This is a genomic window from Streptomyces sp. NPDC006174 (assembly GCF_040614075.1).
Lineage (GTDB): Bacteria > Actinomycetota > Actinomycetes > Streptomycetales > Streptomycetaceae > Streptomyces.
This window is the reverse complement of sequence record NZ_JBEXTJ010000003.1, coordinates 311,431-330,426: the sequence shown is the minus strand read 5'-3', so window position 1 is coordinate 330,426 and position 18,996 is coordinate 311,431. Positions and strand designations below refer to the sequence as shown.

The following is an 18,996-nucleotide window of genomic DNA, read 5'->3' as shown; positions in this document are numbered from 1 at the left end:
CTTGGAAGGGTGCTGAGTCTTCGATGACGGAACCGACCGCTCCTCACGTACTTCTCTCTCCCACCCACTTCGCCGATGTACGCCGGCGGATCGGCGAGTACGGCGACCGGACCATAGCCGAGGCGTGCGCCATCGGCCTGGCGTACTGGTCGACGGGCACCGGCCCCGACGGCATCGACCTCACCCACGGCACCTCGTTCGCCGATGTCCTCGGCTGGGTCGACAACGGCGGTGGCGGAAGCGCTGGTTGGGAGGTCGCCGAGGGCAACCTGAGCGTGACGATTCCCGACGGCGTGCCGCCGGCGGAGGCGCAGCTGGCCCTGGACGACCTGGCCGACTTCCCGGACCGGCCCGTCGGCACCATCGGCCCGTCCAGCATCGCCGCACGCATCGAGACCCTCGCCCGATGGAACGACAACCGCGCCGACCGCGTCCGCCCGACCGTCCTGGAGCTGTTCCGCGAGCAGGCGCGCGCCAGGCCGGACGCCGTCGCGATCGTCGACGAGCACCGCACGCTGACGTACCGTGAAGCCGCGGAGAGATCAGCCCAGTTGGCCCACCACCTGATCGAACGCGGCCTCGGTGCCGAACAGGTCGTCGGGATCTCGCTCGGCCGCTCCGCCGACATGGTCATCGGCCTCCTCGCCGTACTCCAGGCAGGCGGCGCCTTCGTGCCGCTCGATCCGCAGTGGCCCGCCGCCCGCAGGGCCGTCGTCATCGAGGACGCCCGGGTCGTGCTCCAGCTCAACGGCTCGGGCGAGTCGGACGCGGCCGAACCGGACGCCGTCGCCGTCGACCTCGGCCGCTGGGCGTTCGGCTCCCACCCGGCCGGCGAACCCGAGCTGTCCGTCCACGCCACCTCACTCGCGTACGTCATCTTCACCTCCGGCTCCACCGGCCGGCCCAAGGGTGCGATGATCCGTCACGAGGCGATCAGCGAACGCCTGTTGTGGCAGCGGGAGGAGATCCTGCGGTTCGGCCACGACGACGCGTCGCTGTTCAAGGCGCCGCTCTCCTTCGACATCTCCATCAACGAGATCTTCCTGCCGCTGGTCTCCGGCGGCCGGCTGGTGATCCTGCGGCCCGGCGGTGAACGCGACCCGCACCACCTGCTCGGCGTCATCGCCGACCAGCGCGTCACCTTCACCTACCTCGTCTCCTCCATGCTGGACGTCCTCCTGGAGATCGAAGACGGATCCGGCAGCCTCGACAGCCTGCGCCATGTCTGGTGCGGCGGCGAGGTGTTGACCCCGGAGCTGTACGAACGGTTCCGCACCCGGCTCGACATCCCCATGTACCACGGCTACGGACCGGCCGAGACGACCATCGGCGTCTCGCACGTCATCTACCGGGGTGAGGCCGAGCGCCTGTCGACCTCGATCGGCAGAGCCAACCCCAACACCCAGCTCTACGTCCTGGACGACGAACTGCGCCCGGTCCCGTTCGGCGTCGGCGGCGAACTGTACGTCGGCGGCCTCCTCCTGGGCCGCGGCTACGTCAACGCTCCAGGCCTCACCGCCTCCCGCTTCGTGGCCAACCCCTTCGCCGCCGACGGCTCCCGCCTTTACCGCACCGGCGACCTGGCCCGGTACGCGGCGGACGGCTCGCTGGACTTCCTCGGCCGAGCCGACAACCAGATCAAGATCCGCGGGATGCGGCTGGAGATCGAGGACGTCGAGGCCTCTCTCGCCGAACACCCACGCGTACGGCACAGCTGCGTCGTCGCCCGGAAGAACAGCGCGGGCGGCACCTACCTGGTCGGGTACGTCATCCCCTCGGGCGGCGCCGAGGAGCTCACGGCGGACGAGGTGACGGCCTGGGCCACCACCCACATGGTCGAGTACATGGTCCCGGCCCACCTCGTCGTCCTCACCGCGTTCCCGCTCACCGCCAACGGCAAGATCGACCGCAACGCCCTGCCGGAACCGACCCGGCCCACCGGCAACCTCATGGCGCCCGCCACCGAGAACGAGCGCCTGGTGTGCGCGGCGGTCGCCGCCGTCCTGCGCATCGACGAAGTCGGCGTCGACCAGGACTTCTTCCAGCTCGGCGGCGACAGCATCCTGGCGATCTCCCTGCTCAGCGCCTTGCGCGAGGCCGGCCTCCATGTCACGGCGCGCCAGATCTTCACCCACACCACCGTCGGCGCGCTGGCGGCGGTGGCGAGCCGCGACGACGTCTCCACCGTGGACCACGCCGACACCGCGACCGGCACCGTCGCCGGCTCGCCCATCGTGCAGTGGCTCGGCGAGACCACCGACGCGATCGACGGCTTCGTCCAGTCGGTCGTCCTGAACACTCCGGCCGAGCTGACCGCCGAAGGGCTCGACGCCGTCCTCGCCGCTCTTCTCGACCGCCACGACATGCTCCGCGCCCGGCTGGTACGCGGCGAACACTGGAGTTTCGACATTCCGCCGACCGGACAGGCCGCCGTGGAATGGCAGGAGAGCGACCGGCCGCTGGAGGAGTGCGTCGAGCTCGCCACGGAAGGACTCGACCCGGACCACGGAGTCATGCTGCGCGCCATCTGGCGCCGCACGGACCGCCAACTCGTCCTGGTCGCCCACCATGTGGTCATCGACGGCGTCTCCTGGCGCATCCTCATGGACGACCTGGCCACGGCTTGGCGCCAGTACACCTCTGGCACGTCCGTCGAACTCCCCTCCGTCGGTACGTCGTTCAGGCGCTGGACCCAGCTCCTCGGGCGCGCGCCCTTCGACGCGGACCTTACGTACTTCCAGCGCGCCCTGTCCGGAGAAGACGCACCGATAGGCAGGCGCGCCCTCACCGAGGCCGACACCGTGGCCCGCGAGCGGACCCGGACCGTGGCCGTCGGCCCCGAGGAGACGGCCGCCTTGCTCGGCGAGATCCCCGCCAAGTTCCACGCCGGCGTCAACGACGTCCTGCTCACCGCGCTGGCCGTGGCTCTGGCACGGTGGCGCCGCGACCGTGGCCAGGAGCAGACCTTCGCGCACATCGAGCTGGAAGGCCACGGCCGCGAGGGCCGGTTCGTCGCGGACGCGGCCGGATTCGAACCCGAACTCTCGCGTACGGTCGGCTGGTTCACCACGCTCTTCCCGGTGACCGTGGACCCCGGCACCGCCTTTGACCTCACCGCACCCGCCTACCTCGCCACCGCTCTCAAAGCGGTCAAGGAAGACCTAGCCAAAGTCCCGAGCAACGGTCTCTCCTATGGCGCTCTGCGCTACCTGACCGACACCGAACTGACCGGGCCGGCGCCTCAGGTGCTCTTCAACTACCTGGGCCGCTTCGACGCCGGAGCCACCGGAGACTGGCAGCTCGCGGGAACCACAGGTCAGTTGGGCGAGAAGCGCGACCCGAGGATGCGCCTGCCGCGCGCCCTGGAGTTCAACGCCATCGCCGAACCGGACGCCGATGGCGCGTACGAACTCGTCACCACCATGTCCTGGCCCGAAGGCGTCTTCACCGACGCGGACATCGCCACGCTCGGTACGTACTTCGGTGCGGCACTTTCGGCGCTCGCCGCGCTCGACGAAGGCGGCCACACACCCAGCGACTTCCCGCTCGTGCCGCTGCTCACGCAGGCCGACGTGGATGACCTGGACAGCGAGCAGCTGCGGGACATCCTGCCGCTGACACCGCTCCAGGAGGGCCTCTACTTCCACTCGGTCTTCGACGACGACGCCACAGGCAGCTATGTCGAGCAGCAACTGCTCACGCTGCAAGGCGAGGTGGACGCCGACCGGCTCGCGGCCGCAGCCACCCGGCTGCTCACGCTCTGTCCCAACCTCGCCGCCCGCTTCACCGCACTGGCCGACGGCCGGGTCGTCTCGGTCGTCGAAAGCGGCATCCGCGCTCCCTTCACCACGCTGGACCGTCCCGCCATCACCGACGACGAGATCCGCGACCTCGCCGAACGGGACCGCCGCACCGGGTTCGACCTCGCCACCGGCCCTCTGATGCGCTACACGCTCATCCGCGCCGGCGCCGGCCGCACCGTCCTGGTGCAGACCGTGCACCACATCATCGCCGACGGCTGGTCCGTGCCGCCGATGCTCCGCGCACTGCTCGCCGAGTACCACGCACCCGGCTCCGTGTACCCGATCGGCGGCTACCGCGACTACGTCGGCTGGCTTGCGGACCAGGACCAGGACGAGAGCGACCGCGTCTGGGCCGAGGAACTCGCCGATCTGCCCGGCCCCTCGCTGGTCGCCGAGGGCCACACTCCTTCCGAACGGTTCGCCGACATCGCCGCCGAGCCCGCCGACGACATCGACATCGCCGCACGGTCGGCGGGCATGCCGCTGAGCGCGGCCGTCCACAGCGCGTGGGCGGTGACGCTGGGAGGGATCCTGAGGGGCCGGGACGTCGTCTTCGGCTCCACCGTCTCCGGACGCGACGCCGAGGTGCCCGGCATCCGGGACATGGTGGGCCTCTTCATCAACACCATTCCCGTACGCGCCCGTTGGGATGCCACCGACACCGCGTACGACCTGCTCGCGGCGGTGAAGGAGCACCAGAGCGCGGTACTGGCGCACCAGCATGTGTCGCTGGCGCGGATCGGGCGACAGGCCGGTGCGGGCTCGCTCTTCGACACCTTGGTGGTGTTCGACGTCGCGACCGACGTGGACGCGCTGCGCGGCCCGAACGACACCATCACCATCACCGACATCGTCAACGAAGGTGCCCCGCACTACCCGTTGACACTCGTCGTCGAGCGGTCGAGCGACGGCCGTCCGCGCTTCAACCTCATCTACGACGGTGGGTTGCTGCGCCGTGAGAGCGCCGAGTCGATCCTGCACACCTTCACGCGGACCCTCACCGAACTGCTGAGCCGCCCGGACGCCCGCGTCGATGAGCTCTCCGCCGCCCGGGACCGCGTCCCCGAGCGCGTCGCTCCGACGACCCTGGGCGCGCTGTTCGACACCGCCGCACACCGCGACCCGGCGGCCACCGCTGTGACCCGGTGCGCTCTGGACGGATCCGCGCGATCTCTGACCTACGGCGAACTCGCAGCGGCCAAGGACGAGTTGGCATCTGCTTTGCGCGCGACGGGAGTTCGTCCCGGGCAGCGGGTCGCCGTCGCCGTCCCGCGCTCCCTGGAGCAGGTCGTCGCCCTGGTCGCCGTCGTCACCGCCGGAGGCGCGTACGTACCGCTCGACCTCGCCTACCCGGACGAGCGGCTGGAGTACATCCTCGCCGACGCCGCACCGCAGGTCGTCCTGGTCGACCGCGAGCAGCGCGACCGCTTCACCGGTCTGCTGGAGCGGGCCGGAGTGGAGGCCCGCGTGCTCGTCCAGGGCGAGGAGGTCCCGCAGGCCGCCGAGGCCGCCGCGCCCGACGTGCGCCCGCAGGACCCGGCGTACGTCATCTACACCTCCGGCTCCACCGGTCGGCCCAAGGGTGTCGTCGTTCCGCACTCCGCAGTCGTGGCGCTCCTCACCGACACCCGGCCGGACATGGACTTCGGGCCGCACGACGTCTGGGTCCAATTCCACTCCTTCTCCTTCGACTTCGCGGTCTGGGAGCTCTGGGGCGCGCTCGTGCACGGTGGTGAGCTGCTGGTCCCGGAGTACGGGCTCACGCGCTCACCGGTCGACTTCCACCGGCTGGTCCGCGAGCGAGGCGTGACCGTGCTCAACCAAACCCCTTCCGCCTTCTACCAGTTCATCGAGGCCGACCTCCAAGCCGCCGAACCGGTCACCGCGCTGCGCCGGATCATCTTCGGCGGCGAGGCGCTGGACCTCGGGCGGCTGCGCGGCTGGGTCGAGCGGCACGGCACCGGGTCGCCTCAGCTGGTGAACATGTACGGCATCACCGAGACCACCGTCCATGTCACGCACCGGGTCCTGACCGACGACGACTTCGCGCGCTCGACCGACACCAGCCCGATAGGTGGCCCGATTCCCGGTCTGGCCACCTATCTTCTCGACGACCGGCTCCGGCCGGTGCCACCGGGCCGGGTGGGCGCCATCTATGTGGCGGGCGACCAGGTCTCCTTCGGCTATCTGGGCCGCCCGGCGCTCACCGCGAGCCGCTTCGTGGCGAACCCGTTCGCGGACGACGGATCCCGGATGTACCACACGGGCGACCTCGCGCGCCGGACGCTCGACGGTGAGCTGGAGTTCGCGGGCCGCGCCGACGACCAGGTGCAGATGAAGGGATTCCGGGTCGAGCTCGGCGAAGTGGAGGCGGCTTTCCGCGAGTTGGCAGGCATCGTCGATGTGGCCGTCACCGTGGCGGACAGCGGCGACCACCTTGTGGCGCACGTCGTGGGCGAGGCGCCCGCCGACCTCACTGCTCTGCTCTCCGCCAAGCTGCCCGTCCACATGGTTCCGGGCCGCGTCCTGCCGCTCGACGCGCTGCCGCTGACGGTCAACGGCAAGCTGGACCGCAAGGCCCTCACCGAGCGCGCGGCCACCACACCACAGGACGGACCGACAGCACCCAGCGGCTCCCGGCTCGCTGCGCTCGTCGGCATCTTCGCCGAGGCGCTGCCCGGCGCCGCCGTGGACGCCGACACCGACTTCTTCGGCGCCGGCGGCGACAGCATCATCGCCATCACCGTGATCAACCGGGCCCGCGCACGCGGCCTGCCGATCGCACCTCGAGACGTCTTCCTCCTCAAGACCCCGCGCGCCCTCGCCGACCACCTGGCCACCAGCGCCCCGCAGACCGCTCCGGCACCAGCCCTTCGCCGCGACGACGGCCCGTTGCCGCTCACGCCGATCATCCTGCGCCAGCGCGAGCTGGGCGGCTCGCTGACCCGGTTCGCGCAGGCCAGGGCCTTGGCGGTGCCCGACACCACCGGCCTCGCCGACATCCGGCGCGCCGCCGACGCCGTCGTGGCCGCCCATCCGGCCCTCCGGCTCCGGCTCCACGTCGAGCACGGCGTCTGGGCCCTGCGTACCGAACCCGCCCGTGAGACCACCGTCACCGCACCCGGCACCGCCGACGCGACGGCCGCCGCCGACGAGGCCGCCGGACGGCTCGACCCCGAGGCCGGAGACGTCATCGCGTTCTCCTGGCTGGCGGCGAGCCGCACCTTGGTCGTCACCGTGCACCACCTCGCCGTCGACGCGGTGTCCTGGCTGATCCTCCTGGACGACTTGACCACCGCCCTGAGCGGGTCCGCCCTCCCGCCGCCGACGACGCCGTACGTTGAGTACGCCGAAGCCCTCGCCGTACGGTCCGCAGCGTCGGCCGACGGCCTCGGCCACTGGATCACCACCCTCCAGGCACCACCGCTCCTGCCCGCGCCCACGGACACGACCGCGCCCACGGGCGTGCGCGAGACCAAGGCCGTCCTCCCGCCCGACATCAGCGACCAGGTGACCCGCACCGCCCCCGCCGCCCTGGGTAGCGGCCTCACCGAGCTGCTCTGCGGCGCCCTGCGCACCACGCTGACCCACATCCAGCCCACCCCCACCGACCTCGCGATCGACCTGGAGCGCCACGGCCGGGTCCCGGCGGCGGACCACCACGACTACACCCGTACCGTCGGCTGGTTCACCTCCATCGCTCCCGTACGCCTCACTCCGCACACCGACCCCGTCGCCGCCGCCCGCGAGATCGCCGACCGCCAGCCGGACGAGGAAGGGCACATCGCCTACGGCCGACTCCGCTACCTCAACCCGCAGACGGCGCCTCTCCTCACCGCCCGTCCTCAGGTCCTCTTCAACTACCTGGGCCGAGGCGGCGAATCACAGGCCCTCCGCCTCACCACCGGTGAGCAGAGCAGCCCGTACGCCGTCGAGGTCAACGCCTGGACCGACGAGGCCACCGGCAGCCTCCATGCCGCCTTCACCCTCGCCGACGGCATCCCCGACACCATCACCGACCACTGGCTCACCGCTCTGGCACAGATCGGCACCGCCGCCGCGACCGCCGAGCGCACCGCACCGGTCACTCCGCTCCAGCGCGGCCTCTTCTTCCAAGCCCAACTGGCAGGCCCGGCCGGGCACTACGTGGCGCAGAGCTGGTTCACCTTCGACCGGCGGCTCGACACCGACGCACTGGCCGAGGCGATGGCGTACGTCATCGCGCGCCACCCGGTCGTCGGCGCCGGCTTCACCACCGACGACGACGGCAATCCGGTCCAACTCCTCAAGGCAGGACGGCGGGTCGACGTCCGCACGGTCGAGCTGACGACCGAAGCCGAGGTGGAGGACCTGCGCACGCGCGACCGTGAGCGCGGCTTCGACCCGGGCGAGCCGCCGCTGATCCGGCTGACCGCGGTCCGGCTGCCCGACGGCCGGGACGGGCTGCTGCTCAGCTACCACCTGCTGCTCTGGGACGGCTGGTCGCGCGAGATCGTGCTGCGCGACCTGTTCGAGGCGTACAAGGCCGTTCTAGCCGGTGAGCCGTGGGACACGGCTCCGGCTGCGCCGAGCTTCGAGGAGTACGCCCGGGAGCTCGCCGCCAAGGAACCGGCCGTGTCGGAGCGCTTCTGGGCGGACCACCTGGCGGGCCTGTCCGGGCCGACACTGCTCGCCGGACCGGCCCCGGACCTCAGCGAGGAGCTGCCGAGCCCGCTCACGCACACGCTCTCCGCCGAGCTGACGGAGCTGCTGCGCGAGGCCGCCCGCGTGCACGGCGTCACGCTGAACTCGGTGCTGACCGGCGCCTTCGGCCTCCTGCTCGGCGCCCGCACCGGCCGGAGCGACGCGGTGTTCGGCGTCACCGTCTCGGGCCGGGAGGGCGAAGGGCACGGCGACATCGTCGGCGTACTCCTCAACACCGTGCCGCTGTGGACCCGGGCCCGGCCCGAGGAGACGGTCGGCACCTACCTGTCCGGCGTGCAGGCGGCCCGGGTCGCGGCCATGGACCACGAGCACCTGGGGCTCGGCGAGATCCAGCGGGCCAGCGACCACGACACCCTGTTCGACAACCTCTTCGTCCTCCAGAACTTCCTGGACCTGGACGCCTTCGCCGCGATGAACGCCCGCCACGGCATCACCTCCGTCCAGGCGGACGACTCCACGCACTACCCGTACACCTGGGTCGTCACGCCCGGCGACCGGCTCACCGTCAAGCTGGAGCACCGCCACGGCGACGCGGAAGCCGCCCGCCGGCTCCTCGACGACTACCTGCGGGTGCTGGAGGACGTGGCCCGGCCGACGTCGGGACGTATGGGCGCTCTGCCGGGACTGGGACCGGTCCCGGAGCCCGCCGCACGGACCGAGGTCGGCACCGACACCGTCGTCGACCGCTTCGACCTCGCGGCCGACCGCCATCCGGAACGGATCGCGCTCGTCGCCGACGGCGCGACCCTCACCTTCGCCCAACTCCGCGACCGCAGCCGGGCCGTGGCGGGTGTGCTCGCGCAGCGCGGCATCGGCCCGGAATCGACCGTAGGCCTGGCGATCCCGCGCTCGCCCGACTGGATCGCGGCGCTCTTCGCCGTTCTGCGCGTCGGTGCCGCCTACGTTCCGCTGGAGCTGGACCACCCGGACGAGCGCATCGCGACCATCGTCGAGGACGCGCGGCCCGAGGTGATCCTCACGGTGAGCAGCGTCTCGCCTCGGCTGACCGGCGAGCTGATCGAGCTGGACCGACCGCTGCCGGCCACCGAGCCGTACGTGACGTTCGCCCCGGACGATCCGAACCGGCTGCGCCACCCCGCGTACACGATCTACACCTCCGGCTCGACCGGGAAGCCCAAGGGCGTGGTGACCGAGTACGCCGGGCTCACCAACATGCTGATCAACCATCAGCGCCGGATCTTCGAACCGGTCCTCGCCGAACACGGCCACCGGACCTTCCGGATCGCGCACACCGTGTCGTTCGCCTTCGACATGTCGTGGGAGGAGCTGCTCTGGCTCGCCGACGGCCACGAAGTCCACATCTGCGACGAGGAGTTGCGCCGCGACGCACCTAGGCTGGTCGAGTACTGCGGCGAGCACGCGATCGACGTCATCAACGTGACCCCGACCTATGCGCAGCAGCTCATCGCCGAGGGACTGCTCGACAACCCCGAACAGCGGCCTCCACTGGTGCTGTTGGGCGGTGAGGCCGTCACGCCGATACTGTGGCGACGGCTCGCCGAGACGGAGGGCACGGTCGGCTACAACCTGTACGGGCCCACCGAGTACACCATCAACACCCTCGGCGTCGGCACCTTCGAATGCCAGGACCCGGTGGTCGGCGTGGCGATCGACAACACCGAGGTGTACGTCCTCGACCCCTGGCTGCGACCGCTGCCCGACGGGGCTCCCGGCGAGCTGTACGTGGCAGGCGTCGGTATCGCCCGCGGCTATCTGGGCCAGAGCGCCCAGACCGCGCACCGCTTCGTGGCGTGCCCGTTCGGCGCGCCCGGCGAGCGGATGTACCGGACCGGAGACCTGGTGATCCGCCGGCCCGACGGGAACATCGTCTACTTGGGCCGTACCGACCAGCAGGTCAAGATCCGGGGCCATCGGGTCGAACTGGGAGAGGTGGAGGCCGCGTTCGCGGCCCATCCGGCGGTCCGGTTCGTGGCCGCCGTCGCTCAGCCCGACCCGCAGGTCGACGGCGCCTACCGGCTGGCGGCCTATCTCGTCCTGGACGGAGCAGAGTTGGCCACGGTGGCCGGTGAAGTCAGCTCGCGCCTGCCGGACTTCCTGCGTCCGACCCACTTCGCCGAGGTCGACAGCATCCCGCTGACCGTGAACGGGAAGGCTGACACCAAGGCGTTGCCGGAGGCCAGGCCGCTCGGCGCGCTGACCACGGCGGGGGAGCGCGGGCCTTCGGGTGAGACCGAGACCGTGGTCTGCGAGTTCTTCGCCGAGGCACTGGACCTGGACGACGACGAGGTGAGCGCGGTGAGCGATTTCGTCTCTCTCGGCGGACACTCCATGCTGGCGGTGCGGCTGATCGGCCTGCTCCGCCGGGAGTACGGTCCGGTGATCACCATCCGCGACCTGTTCACCCTGCGCACCCCGGAAGCGATCGGCCGCCACCTCGATGAAAACTGATGCACAGCATGGAAACTGACACGCAGCGGCCCCGCCACGGCGCCGCCATCCTGCGGACCTCTCTGCGCCGGAACATCGGCGCCATGATCGCGGGCACCATCCTCATGGGTTTCTATCAGGCGGCCGAGACCGCGTTCCCCATCGCGCTCGGACTGATCGTCGAGCACACGATGCAGGACCGCAGCCTCGGCTCGCTCGCGGTGTCGATCGGCTCGCTCGCCGTGATCATCACGACGGTGTCGCTGTCGTGGCGGTTCGGCATGCGGGTGCTCCAGAAGGCCAACACGACCGAGGCGCACCGCTGGCGGGTCCAGGTAGCCGCCTCTGGGCTCCAGCCGGTGGCCAGGGACGATGTGGACGGGCTGAAGTCCGGCGAGATCCTCACCATCGCCACCGAGGACGCCGACCAGACCGCCGACATCATCGAGGTGGTGCCGCTGCTGATCAGCTCCCTGGTCGCGGTGGTCGTCGCGGCGGTCGCGCTGAGCCTGGCCGACCTGCGGCTCGGGCTGCTGGTGGTCGTGGGCACCGTCGGCATCCTGTCGATCCTGGCCGTGATGTCCAAGCGGATCGGCTCCAGCACCCAGGTGCAGCAGGCCAAGGTGGCGCGGGCCGGGGCGAAGGTCGCCGACCTCATCATCGGCCTGCGCCCGCTCCACGGCTTCGGCGGCAACCACGCGGCCTTCGGCTCCTACCGCAAGGTCAGCACCGACGCCAAGCGCCAGGCGATCACCGTCGCCAAGGTGAACGGCGCGTACGCGGGCACCGCGCTGGCCCTCAACGCGGTGCTCGCCGCCGCCGTCTCGCTGACGGCCGGCTGGCTGGCGTTCGGCGGCCAGATCTCCATCGGCGAACTGGTGATGGCCGTGGGGCTCGCGCAGTTCATCATGGAACCGCTCAAGATGTTCTCGGAGATGCCCAAGTACGTGATGATCGCCCGCGCCTCCGCCGAGCGCATGGCACTGGTGCTCTCCGCCCAGCCGGTGACGGTCCCGGGCCCCGAGCGTCCGGCGCGCGGCGGTGATCTGGAGGTCGACAACGTACGCCATGGAACCCTGCGCGGTCTGAAGTTCACCGTGGCCGCAGGTGAGTTCGTGGCAATCGCTCCCTACCAGCCGCGTGCGGCGGCGGACTTGGCCGCCGTGCTCGCGGTGAACGTCCCGCCACCGGCGTACGAAGGAGTGGTCCGGCTCGGTGGTCAGGAGATCGCGGAGCTTTCGGTCGAGGCGGTACGGGAGCACCTGCTGGTCAATCCGTACGACGCGGAGATCTTCGGCGGCACGCTGCGGACCAACATCGACCCGTCGGGCAGCAGCCGTACGCTTGACGAAGCCGTCGAGGCGTCCCTGCTGACCGATGTCGTCGCCCTCCACCGCGACGGGCTCGACTACGCGGTCCGCGACCGCGGGGCCAACCTCTCCGGCGGACAGCGCCAGCGGCTCTCGCTGGCCCGGGCGCTGGCCGCCGACGCCGACGTCCTGGTCCTGCACAACCCCACGACCGCCGTCGACGCGGTCACCGAGCAGCTGATCGCGCGCAACATCGCGAAGCTGCGGCGAGGCCGGACCACGCTGGTGATCACCAGCAGCCCGGCGCTCCTGGACGCGGCGGACCGGGTGCTGGTCCTGGACGACGGGGTCGTCACCGCCGAGGACACGCACCGCAACCTGCTCGCGGGCGACGAGGCGTACTGCCTGGCGGTGGCGCGGTAGGCCGTCGGCGGGGGAGGGGGCCGGGGGCATACCGGCGTACGGAGTCAGGGCCGGCGACCCACCGGCGTACGGCTGCCGCCCCTGCCGGCGCCTCAGCCCAGCGCCCAGGCGACATCCCTGAGCAGCGCCTGCCGCCAGCCCGCGCGGTCGTGGTCGGAGGCGGACCGCGAGACCCGCACGGTGGCACCGGCCCGCTCGGTGAGCGACTCGGTCAGCTCGCAGTGCGCCAGCATCCGCGTCTCGTGTTCGCCGACGTCGAAGGCGCAGCGGAGTCCCGACAAGTCGGCTCCGCCGCGCAGGAGTTCGGCGATCGCGCCGCCGACCGGGCCGCTCAGCGGGTCCGGCAGCTCGTCGGCGCCGGGCGCCCACCAGAACGAGCCCGACTGACAGGCGATACGGGAGACCAGCTCCGGGAACGTCAGCGCCGCGTACAGCGCGCTCAGCCCGCCCAGACTCTGCCCGGCGACCACCAGCCGGTCCAGGTCGGCCCGCACACCGGATCCGGCCACCAACGGCAGCAGCTCGTCCCGGACCGCCTCCCACAGCTCCGGGCGGCAGGTGAACTCGGCCTCCCGGTCCTTGGCCGGGAGGAAGACCAGCGTGACGGGCTCCAACTCACCGGCGGCCACGGCGGATTCGAAGGCGGTCATCGCCGGATGGAGGTACAGCCAGTCGTCCCCGTCCAGCAGCAGGACCACCGGACCGCCGCCGGCGACCGGATGGACGCGCACCGTCCGCCGCCCGCCGAGCCGCTCGCTGCTCCAGCGCAGCCGGGTGTCCGGGAGCGGCAGGATGTCGTCCGGGCCGACGGCGGGCCAGTGCGGCTGAGCCGGTGCGTCCGGAGTCGCGGCCATGGAGCGGTCACCGCCCGCCCCGGCCGGGTTGAGAGGGTCGGCGCGGGGCTCGCCGTCCACGAGGAGGCGATACGTCACCCGCAGCCGCGCCGGCATGGACACCTCCGCGTACCAGCAGTCCGTCCCGCCCCACCGCCGCAGCGGAACCGGCCCGGACCAGCTCTCGAAGTCCAGCTCGGCCGAGGATCCCCGCCACAGGAACAGCGTCCTCCAGCCGTCACCGTCAGGGACCGTCAGAGGCGTGCGCGCCGAGGTCCAGAACGCATCGGTGCCGGGCTTGGCGGGAAGGCCGAAGGGAGCGAAGGGGCTCTCACCGTCCGAGGGATCGGAGGAAGCGGTGGACGCGGAGGAATCGGAGCCGTCGGCCGCGAGGCGCATGAACATCTCCTGGTGGGAGGGGATGGGAAGGGGCGGAGCCCTCATGCATAAGGCGAGCCTAACCTAATGGGCCTCCGGACTGCGTGTGATGCGGGCTCTCGTTAGCGTGGGCACGTAGGGACCCGCCCCGACGAGCCGAAGGACCACACGATGTCCCGACCACCGCATCCGCCCCGAGGCGACATCGGCCGACGCGTCGCGGCGCGCCGCCTCCAACTCGATCTGACCCGGCAGGACGTGGCCCTGCGGGCGGGCGCCGCACCCGGCTACATCCAGTACGTGGAGGAGCAGTCCGCGACCCCCGGCATCGGCTTCCTCCTCCGGCTCGCCGACGCCCTGGAGACCACCGTCCCGGAGCTGACCGGCGGCACCGTGGACCTGCCGGGCGGGCTCGGGCGGGCCGCCCGGCAGGCCCGGATGGTCGAACTCGACGACACCGAATGCCGGCAGCTCCTCGGTGACCACGGCGTCGGCCGAGTGGCGCTGACCGGCGGCGACGGGCCCGTCGTCCTGCCGGTCAACTACCAGGTGCTCGACGGCGAGGTCATGTTCATCACCGGCGACCGCTCCCCGCTCGCCGGAGCGGCGGGCACCGAGATCGCCTTCGAGACCGACCACATCGACGACGCGTTCAGCAAAGGCTGGAGCGTGCTGCTGGTAGGAACCGTCCAGGCCGTGGAGGACGAGGAGGAAGCGCGCCGGCTCAGGGATACGGCGTACTCGGCACCGTGGGCGGGGGAGGGCCGTGCGTACGTCATGGTCCTCACGCCCCGCCGCACCACCGGCCGCCGGATCATCGTGGACGACGCCCCGGGAGGCGCGACCACCTACTGAACCGGGCGGGGACAGGGCGAAAGACCGTACGGCTCACCCGAAGGGCACGACCGCGACCGGGGCCGGGCGGTGGTGGATCGCGGCGTGGCCGAAGCGAGCAGCGGATCGCACGGCTGATCGATGTCCACGGCGAAGACGATGCCCTGGCCCGCATCGGACGGCGACGACCCCGACCGTACGAGCACCACCGGCCGCCGCGCCCGGCCGACGACGGCGAGCGACACCGAACCGATCAGGAAGCCCACCACGGTCGTCCCTGACCAGGCACCGGATGATCGGCTCCGGCTCCGCGCTGGGCCGGGTGCCCCACGCGCTGCCGCACCATGGGCGCTGCCCGGTCCAGATCATTCCACCGGGTTACGTGACGGCGGCCGGGGCGGCAGCTGAACGAGGCCGCCCGCACCTCACTCCACGGTCAGAACCTCGTTCACCGGCCGGCGTGGTGTGGGCGCTCCGCGCGGCCCATAGCCGAAGCGGAAGACCATGTGGACGAAACCGGTCAGGGAGCCGGGCTCACGGGTCAGCTCACGGAGTTCGGGCCATTCGAGAGGCTGCGACATCAGCGAGGTCGACACACCGTCGAGCGTGGCCTGCAGCAGCACGCGCTCCATGGCCTGACCCGCCCGCAGCCAGTCGGCCGGTGAGTCGTCCACCGTGCCCAGGAGCGCGATCTGCGGCCGCTCCTCGAAGGCGGCGACGGCCCGGCCCGGCAGGTCGCGCGGAGGGTCGAAGTCACGTGCGGGAGCGCTCACACCGTACTGCCGGGGGCCGAAGGCGTACGACGGGACGCCCGCGGTCGCAGGTCCCTCACCGGCCCTGCCGGTACGGGTCCAGGAGGCGATCTCCTCGCGGAGCGCGGCATCGGCCGACTCGAAGAGCTCCGCGTCGCGCACCAGGTCCAGGACGGCGTCCGAGTGCCAGGACCCCGGCACGATCAGCCGGCACCCCTCCAGGAAGGCGGCGCCGCGCAGCCCGTCGAGGATCTCGGCCGGGATCCGCTCGTCGGAGAACGGGAAGCGGCTGGTGTGCCGCTGCCGTACGGCCGGGTACAGGTCCGCCGGGCCGGGCTCCGCCGGGCCCGGTTCCTGGAGCACGACATCGGCCAGGTGCCAGGGGTCGCGCGGATCCGGGAGCAGCTCGGTGACGGCGCCCCACCCGTGGTGCGCGGCGGAGACCCGCAGGTTGAACAGCGCGGCCCCGCACCCGAGGTGCAGCCCGCGACCCTCCGGATCACCGGCCGGCAACGTGCGTGACGGGTCGCCGTACACGGCGAGCGAACGGGTGCCCGTGCGGTGGACGAACCTCCAAGGCTGGGCGTTGTGCATGGACGGTGCGGTGACGGCGTCCGCGACCAGCGAGGTCACGGTCTCCACGAGGTGGTCTGTGGTCGGCATGGCTTCCTCTCCGGTGCTTCCTCGGCTCCAGCCTCCCGGAGGAGAGGCCGTACGAAGCAGGGTCCGAACGGCCCTGCCCCAGGACCGACCGGGTCCCGTTCCGCCCCGGAGGCCCCTGGCCGCCGCCCTCCGCCCGCTGACAGCCTCGGGACGAAGAGCCAGGTTGTCCCGGCTTACCAGGCGGTCGGTGTGCCGGGCAGATCGGCCCCCGGTGGTCGGCCCGTCGGGCGTTCGGCCAGGGCCTTCGTCGGGGCCGGGCCGTGGCGGCCCCGTTCTCCCCGCATTGTCCCAGGGGCGGCGCCGAAGGGCCTCCGGGATCCGTTTTCCGCTGGTCAATGCAGGTGGCCGAAGGCGTTGGCGTAGGCTTGCCAGCTGACTGGACAAGACCTGCCCACCCGTGCGCGCGCCGTTGCGGTGGGGTGACTACGGAGGTTCGCGTACATGCCGAGCAGCAGTCGTACGGCACTGGTCGAGGACCTGATGGGGCGTTTCCCCGAGGTGCCCCGGGAAGCCGTCATCAAGGAGGACCTGCTGCGCGGCGGCATGGCCTTCGACGAGTCCGCGCTCAGCGGATCCATCGGCGGCGCCACCGGTGACGTGAAGCCGAAGTCGTACTTCATCTTCTCCTTCGACCACCGCACGCTGCCCGAGCTCGGCGCCGCCGCGCTCAACCGGCCGCCCGAGGAGGTCGTCCTCACCGGCGGCCCGTACGGTCTGCGCCGCACGGTCGTGTCGGTGCGCGTCAACCCCGACTCCCCGTACGTCGTGCGCGGCGGCGAGGACGGGACGCTCGGCCTCTACCTGGACGGCGCGCGGATCGCGGACGTCGGGCTGCCGCCGATGCCGGAGTACTACCGCCACCAGCTCTCCAACGGCAAGTCCGTGATGGAGGTCGCGCCGACCATCCAGTGGGGCTACCTCATCTATCTGACGGTCTTCCGGGTGTGCCAGTACTTCGGCGCCAAGGAGGAGTGCCAGTTCTGCGACATCAACCACAACTGGCGCCAGCACAAGGCGGCCGGCCGCCCGTACACCGGCGTGAAGCCGGTCGAGGAGGTGCTGGAGGCCCTGGAGATCATCGACCGGTACGACACCGCCGGCGTCTCCCGCGCCTACACCCTCACCGGCGGCTCGATCACCTCCCAGGTCGCCGGCCGCGACGAGGCCGACTTCTACGGGCACTACGCCAAGGCCATCGAGGAGCGCTTCCCCGGCCGCTGGACCGGCAAGGTGGTGGCCCAGGCGCTGCCGCGCGAGGACGTGCAGCGCTTCCACGACTACGGCATCCGCATCTACCACCCCAACTTCGAGGTGTGGGACCGCCGGCTCTTCCAGCTGCACTGCCCCGGCAAGGAGCGCTACGTCGGCCGCGACGAGTGGCACCGCCGGATCCTGGAGTCCGCCGAGGTCTTCGGCCCGCGCAACGTCATCCCGAACTTCGTCGCGGGCATCGAGATGGCCGAGCCCTTCGGCTTCACGAAGGTGAGCGAGGCCATCGACTCGACCACCGAGGGCCTGCGGTACTTCATGTCGAACGGGGTCGTGCCGCGCTTCACCACCTGGTGCCCCGAGCCCACCACCCCGCTCGGCAAGGCCAACCCGCTCGGCGCGCCGCTGGAGTACCACATCCGCCTGCTCCAGGCCTACCGGGCGACGCTGGAGGAGTTCGGCCTCAACTCCCCGCCCGGCTACGGCCCGGCCGGACCCGGCCGCGCGGTGTTCTCGGTGAGCTCCTTCATGGACAGCCTCGAAGGCATGGAGGAGGAGCCCGTCGCCTGACGCTCTTCGCGGGGAACGGACACCGTTCCCCGCGATCGGGCACGGATCGGGCACTCAACCCGGCGGAGCGGGCACCGGCGGCGCCCGGAAAGCCCGGTGGTACGGGTGTGACCAGCGGCGGTTCGCCTGAGGAAACGGGCACGAACGGGCAGAGCGGATGCAGCGAAGAGCCTGGTCGAGCGGCTGAACCTGCTTGTAGAAACATCACATGGGCCCGAACGGACCGGGTCGCCGCCCGAACAAGTGCCACCGCAAGAGCCAGGGATGTGTGTCGTGGACACCGACGAACGCCGCAGAGGAATTCTCGACACCGCCCGCCGGGACGGATCGGTCGAGGTGAACGCCCTCGCGGCGCTGTTCAAGGTGGCCAAGGAGACCGTCCGCCGCGATCTGCACGTACTGGAGGAGCACGGTCTCGTCCGCCGGACCCACGGCGGCGCCTACCCGGTGGAGTCGGCGGGCTTCGAGACCACGCTCGCGGTCCGCACCACCCGTAACGTCCCGCAGAAGTCCCGGATCGCGGCCGCCGCCGCCGATCTGCTCGGTGACGCCGAGACCGTCTTCGTCGACGAGGGGTTCACGCCTCAGCTAGTCGCCGAGGCGTTCCCCCGGGACCGGCCGCTGACCGTGGTCACGGCGTCCCTGGCCGTCGCCACCGTCCTCGCGGACGCCGAGAAGATATCCGTCCTGCTGCTCGGCGGCCGGGTGCGCGGATCCACCATGGCCACCGTCGACCACTGGGCCTCCAAGATGCTCGCCGGCTTCGTCATCGACCTGGCGTACGTCGGTGCCAACGGCATCTCCCGCGAGTACGGCCTCACCACGCCGGACCCGGCCGTCAGCGAGGTCAAGGCCCAGGCCATGCGCAGCTCCCGGCGGCGGGTCTTCGCCGGGATCCACTCCAAGTTCGGCGCGGTGAGCTTCTGCCGGTTCGCCGGTGTCGGTGACTTCGAGACGATCGTCACCGACGCGGGCCTCTCCTCGGCCGAGGCCCAGCGCTACTCCCTCCTGGGCCCCCAGGTCATCCGCGTCTGACCCCGCGCGCCCGGTCCCGCTCACCGGCCGCGCACCCCCGTACCACCGCGCCCCGCCCCCCGCCGGGGCGCGG

Annotated in this window: 7 protein-coding genes; 5 read left to right on the top strand and 2 right to left on the bottom strand. The window is 71.5% G+C overall.

Features of this window, described 5'->3' with window-relative positions; genetic code table 11:
- Positions 1 to 23: 23 nt before the first annotated feature.
- Both ABZ267_RS09045 and ABZ267_RS09040 read left to right on the top strand, forming a co-directional pair.
- A complete protein-coding gene (locus ABZ267_RS09045; RefSeq protein WP_356751897.1) occupies positions 24 to 10,937 on the top strand; it encodes an amino acid adenylation domain-containing protein in 10,914 nt (3,637 codons plus the stop codon).
- Between the two features lie 8 nt (positions 10,938 to 10,945).
- Positions 10,946 to 12,649: an ABC transporter ATP-binding protein gene (locus ABZ267_RS09040; protein WP_356751895.1), complete on the top strand. Its 1,704-nt coding sequence runs from the start codon at positions 10,946 to 10,948 to the stop codon at positions 12,647 to 12,649.
- Positions 12,650 to 12,741: 92 nt separating this feature from the next.
- Here ABZ267_RS09040 and ABZ267_RS09035 read toward each other — a convergent pair whose 3' ends face one another.
- Positions 12,742 to 13,881, bottom strand: coding sequence for an alpha/beta hydrolase-fold protein (locus ABZ267_RS09035; protein ID WP_356751893.1), 1,140 nt, complete (start codon positions 13,879 to 13,881; stop codon positions 12,742 to 12,744).
- 150 nt (positions 13,882 to 14,031) lie between these two features.
- On the opposite strand from ABZ267_RS09035, the gene ABZ267_RS09030 reads away from it, so the two are divergent.
- Entirely contained in the window at positions 14,032 to 14,715 is a 684-nt protein-coding gene (locus tag ABZ267_RS09030) for a pyridoxamine 5'-phosphate oxidase family protein (RefSeq protein WP_356751891.1), read from the top strand.
- Positions 14,716 to 15,119: 404 nt separating this feature from the next.
- On the opposite strand, the gene ABZ267_RS09025 is transcribed toward ABZ267_RS09030, so the two are convergent.
- On the bottom strand, positions 15,120 to 16,109 hold the full coding sequence (locus tag ABZ267_RS09025) for a nitroreductase (protein ID WP_356751889.1): 990 nt from the start codon (positions 16,107 to 16,109) through the stop codon (positions 15,120 to 15,122).
- A gap of 441 nt (positions 16,110 to 16,550) precedes the next feature.
- On the opposite strand from ABZ267_RS09025, the gene ABZ267_RS09020 reads away from it, so the two are divergent.
- Together ABZ267_RS09020 and ABZ267_RS09015 are read left to right on the top strand one after the other, a co-directional pair.
- Positions 16,551 to 17,888, top strand: a complete 1,338-nt coding sequence (locus tag ABZ267_RS09020) for a radical SAM protein (RefSeq protein ID WP_356751888.1) — start codon at positions 16,551 to 16,553, stop codon at positions 17,886 to 17,888.
- 273 nt (positions 17,889 to 18,161) lie between these two features.
- Positions 18,162 to 18,923, top strand: a complete 762-nt coding sequence (locus tag ABZ267_RS09015) for a DeoR/GlpR family DNA-binding transcription regulator (RefSeq protein ID WP_356751886.1) — start codon at positions 18,162 to 18,164, stop codon at positions 18,921 to 18,923.
- Positions 18,924 to 18,996 lie beyond the last annotated feature (73 nt).

Excerpts from the sequence above, each read along its gene's own strand:
- ABZ267_RS09045 (WP_356751897.1), top strand. The coding sequence starts at position 24 with ATGACGGAACCGACCGCTCCTCACGTACTTCTCTCTCCCACCCACTTC.
- ABZ267_RS09040 (WP_356751895.1), top strand. The coding sequence starts at position 10,946 with ATGGAAACTGACACGCAGCGGCCCCGCCACGGCGCCGCCATCCTGCGG.
- ABZ267_RS09035 (WP_356751893.1), bottom strand. The coding sequence starts at position 13,881 with ATGCGCCTCGCGGCCGACGGCTCCGATTCCTCCGCGTCCACCGCTTCC.
- ABZ267_RS09030 (WP_356751891.1), top strand. The coding sequence starts at position 14,032 with ATGTCCCGACCACCGCATCCGCCCCGAGGCGACATCGGCCGACGCGTC.
- ABZ267_RS09025 (WP_356751889.1), bottom strand. The coding sequence starts at position 16,109 with ATGCCGACCACAGACCACCTCGTGGAGACCGTGACCTCGCTGGTCGCG.
- ABZ267_RS09020 (WP_356751888.1), top strand. The coding sequence starts at position 16,551 with ATGCCGAGCAGCAGTCGTACGGCACTGGTCGAGGACCTGATGGGGCGT.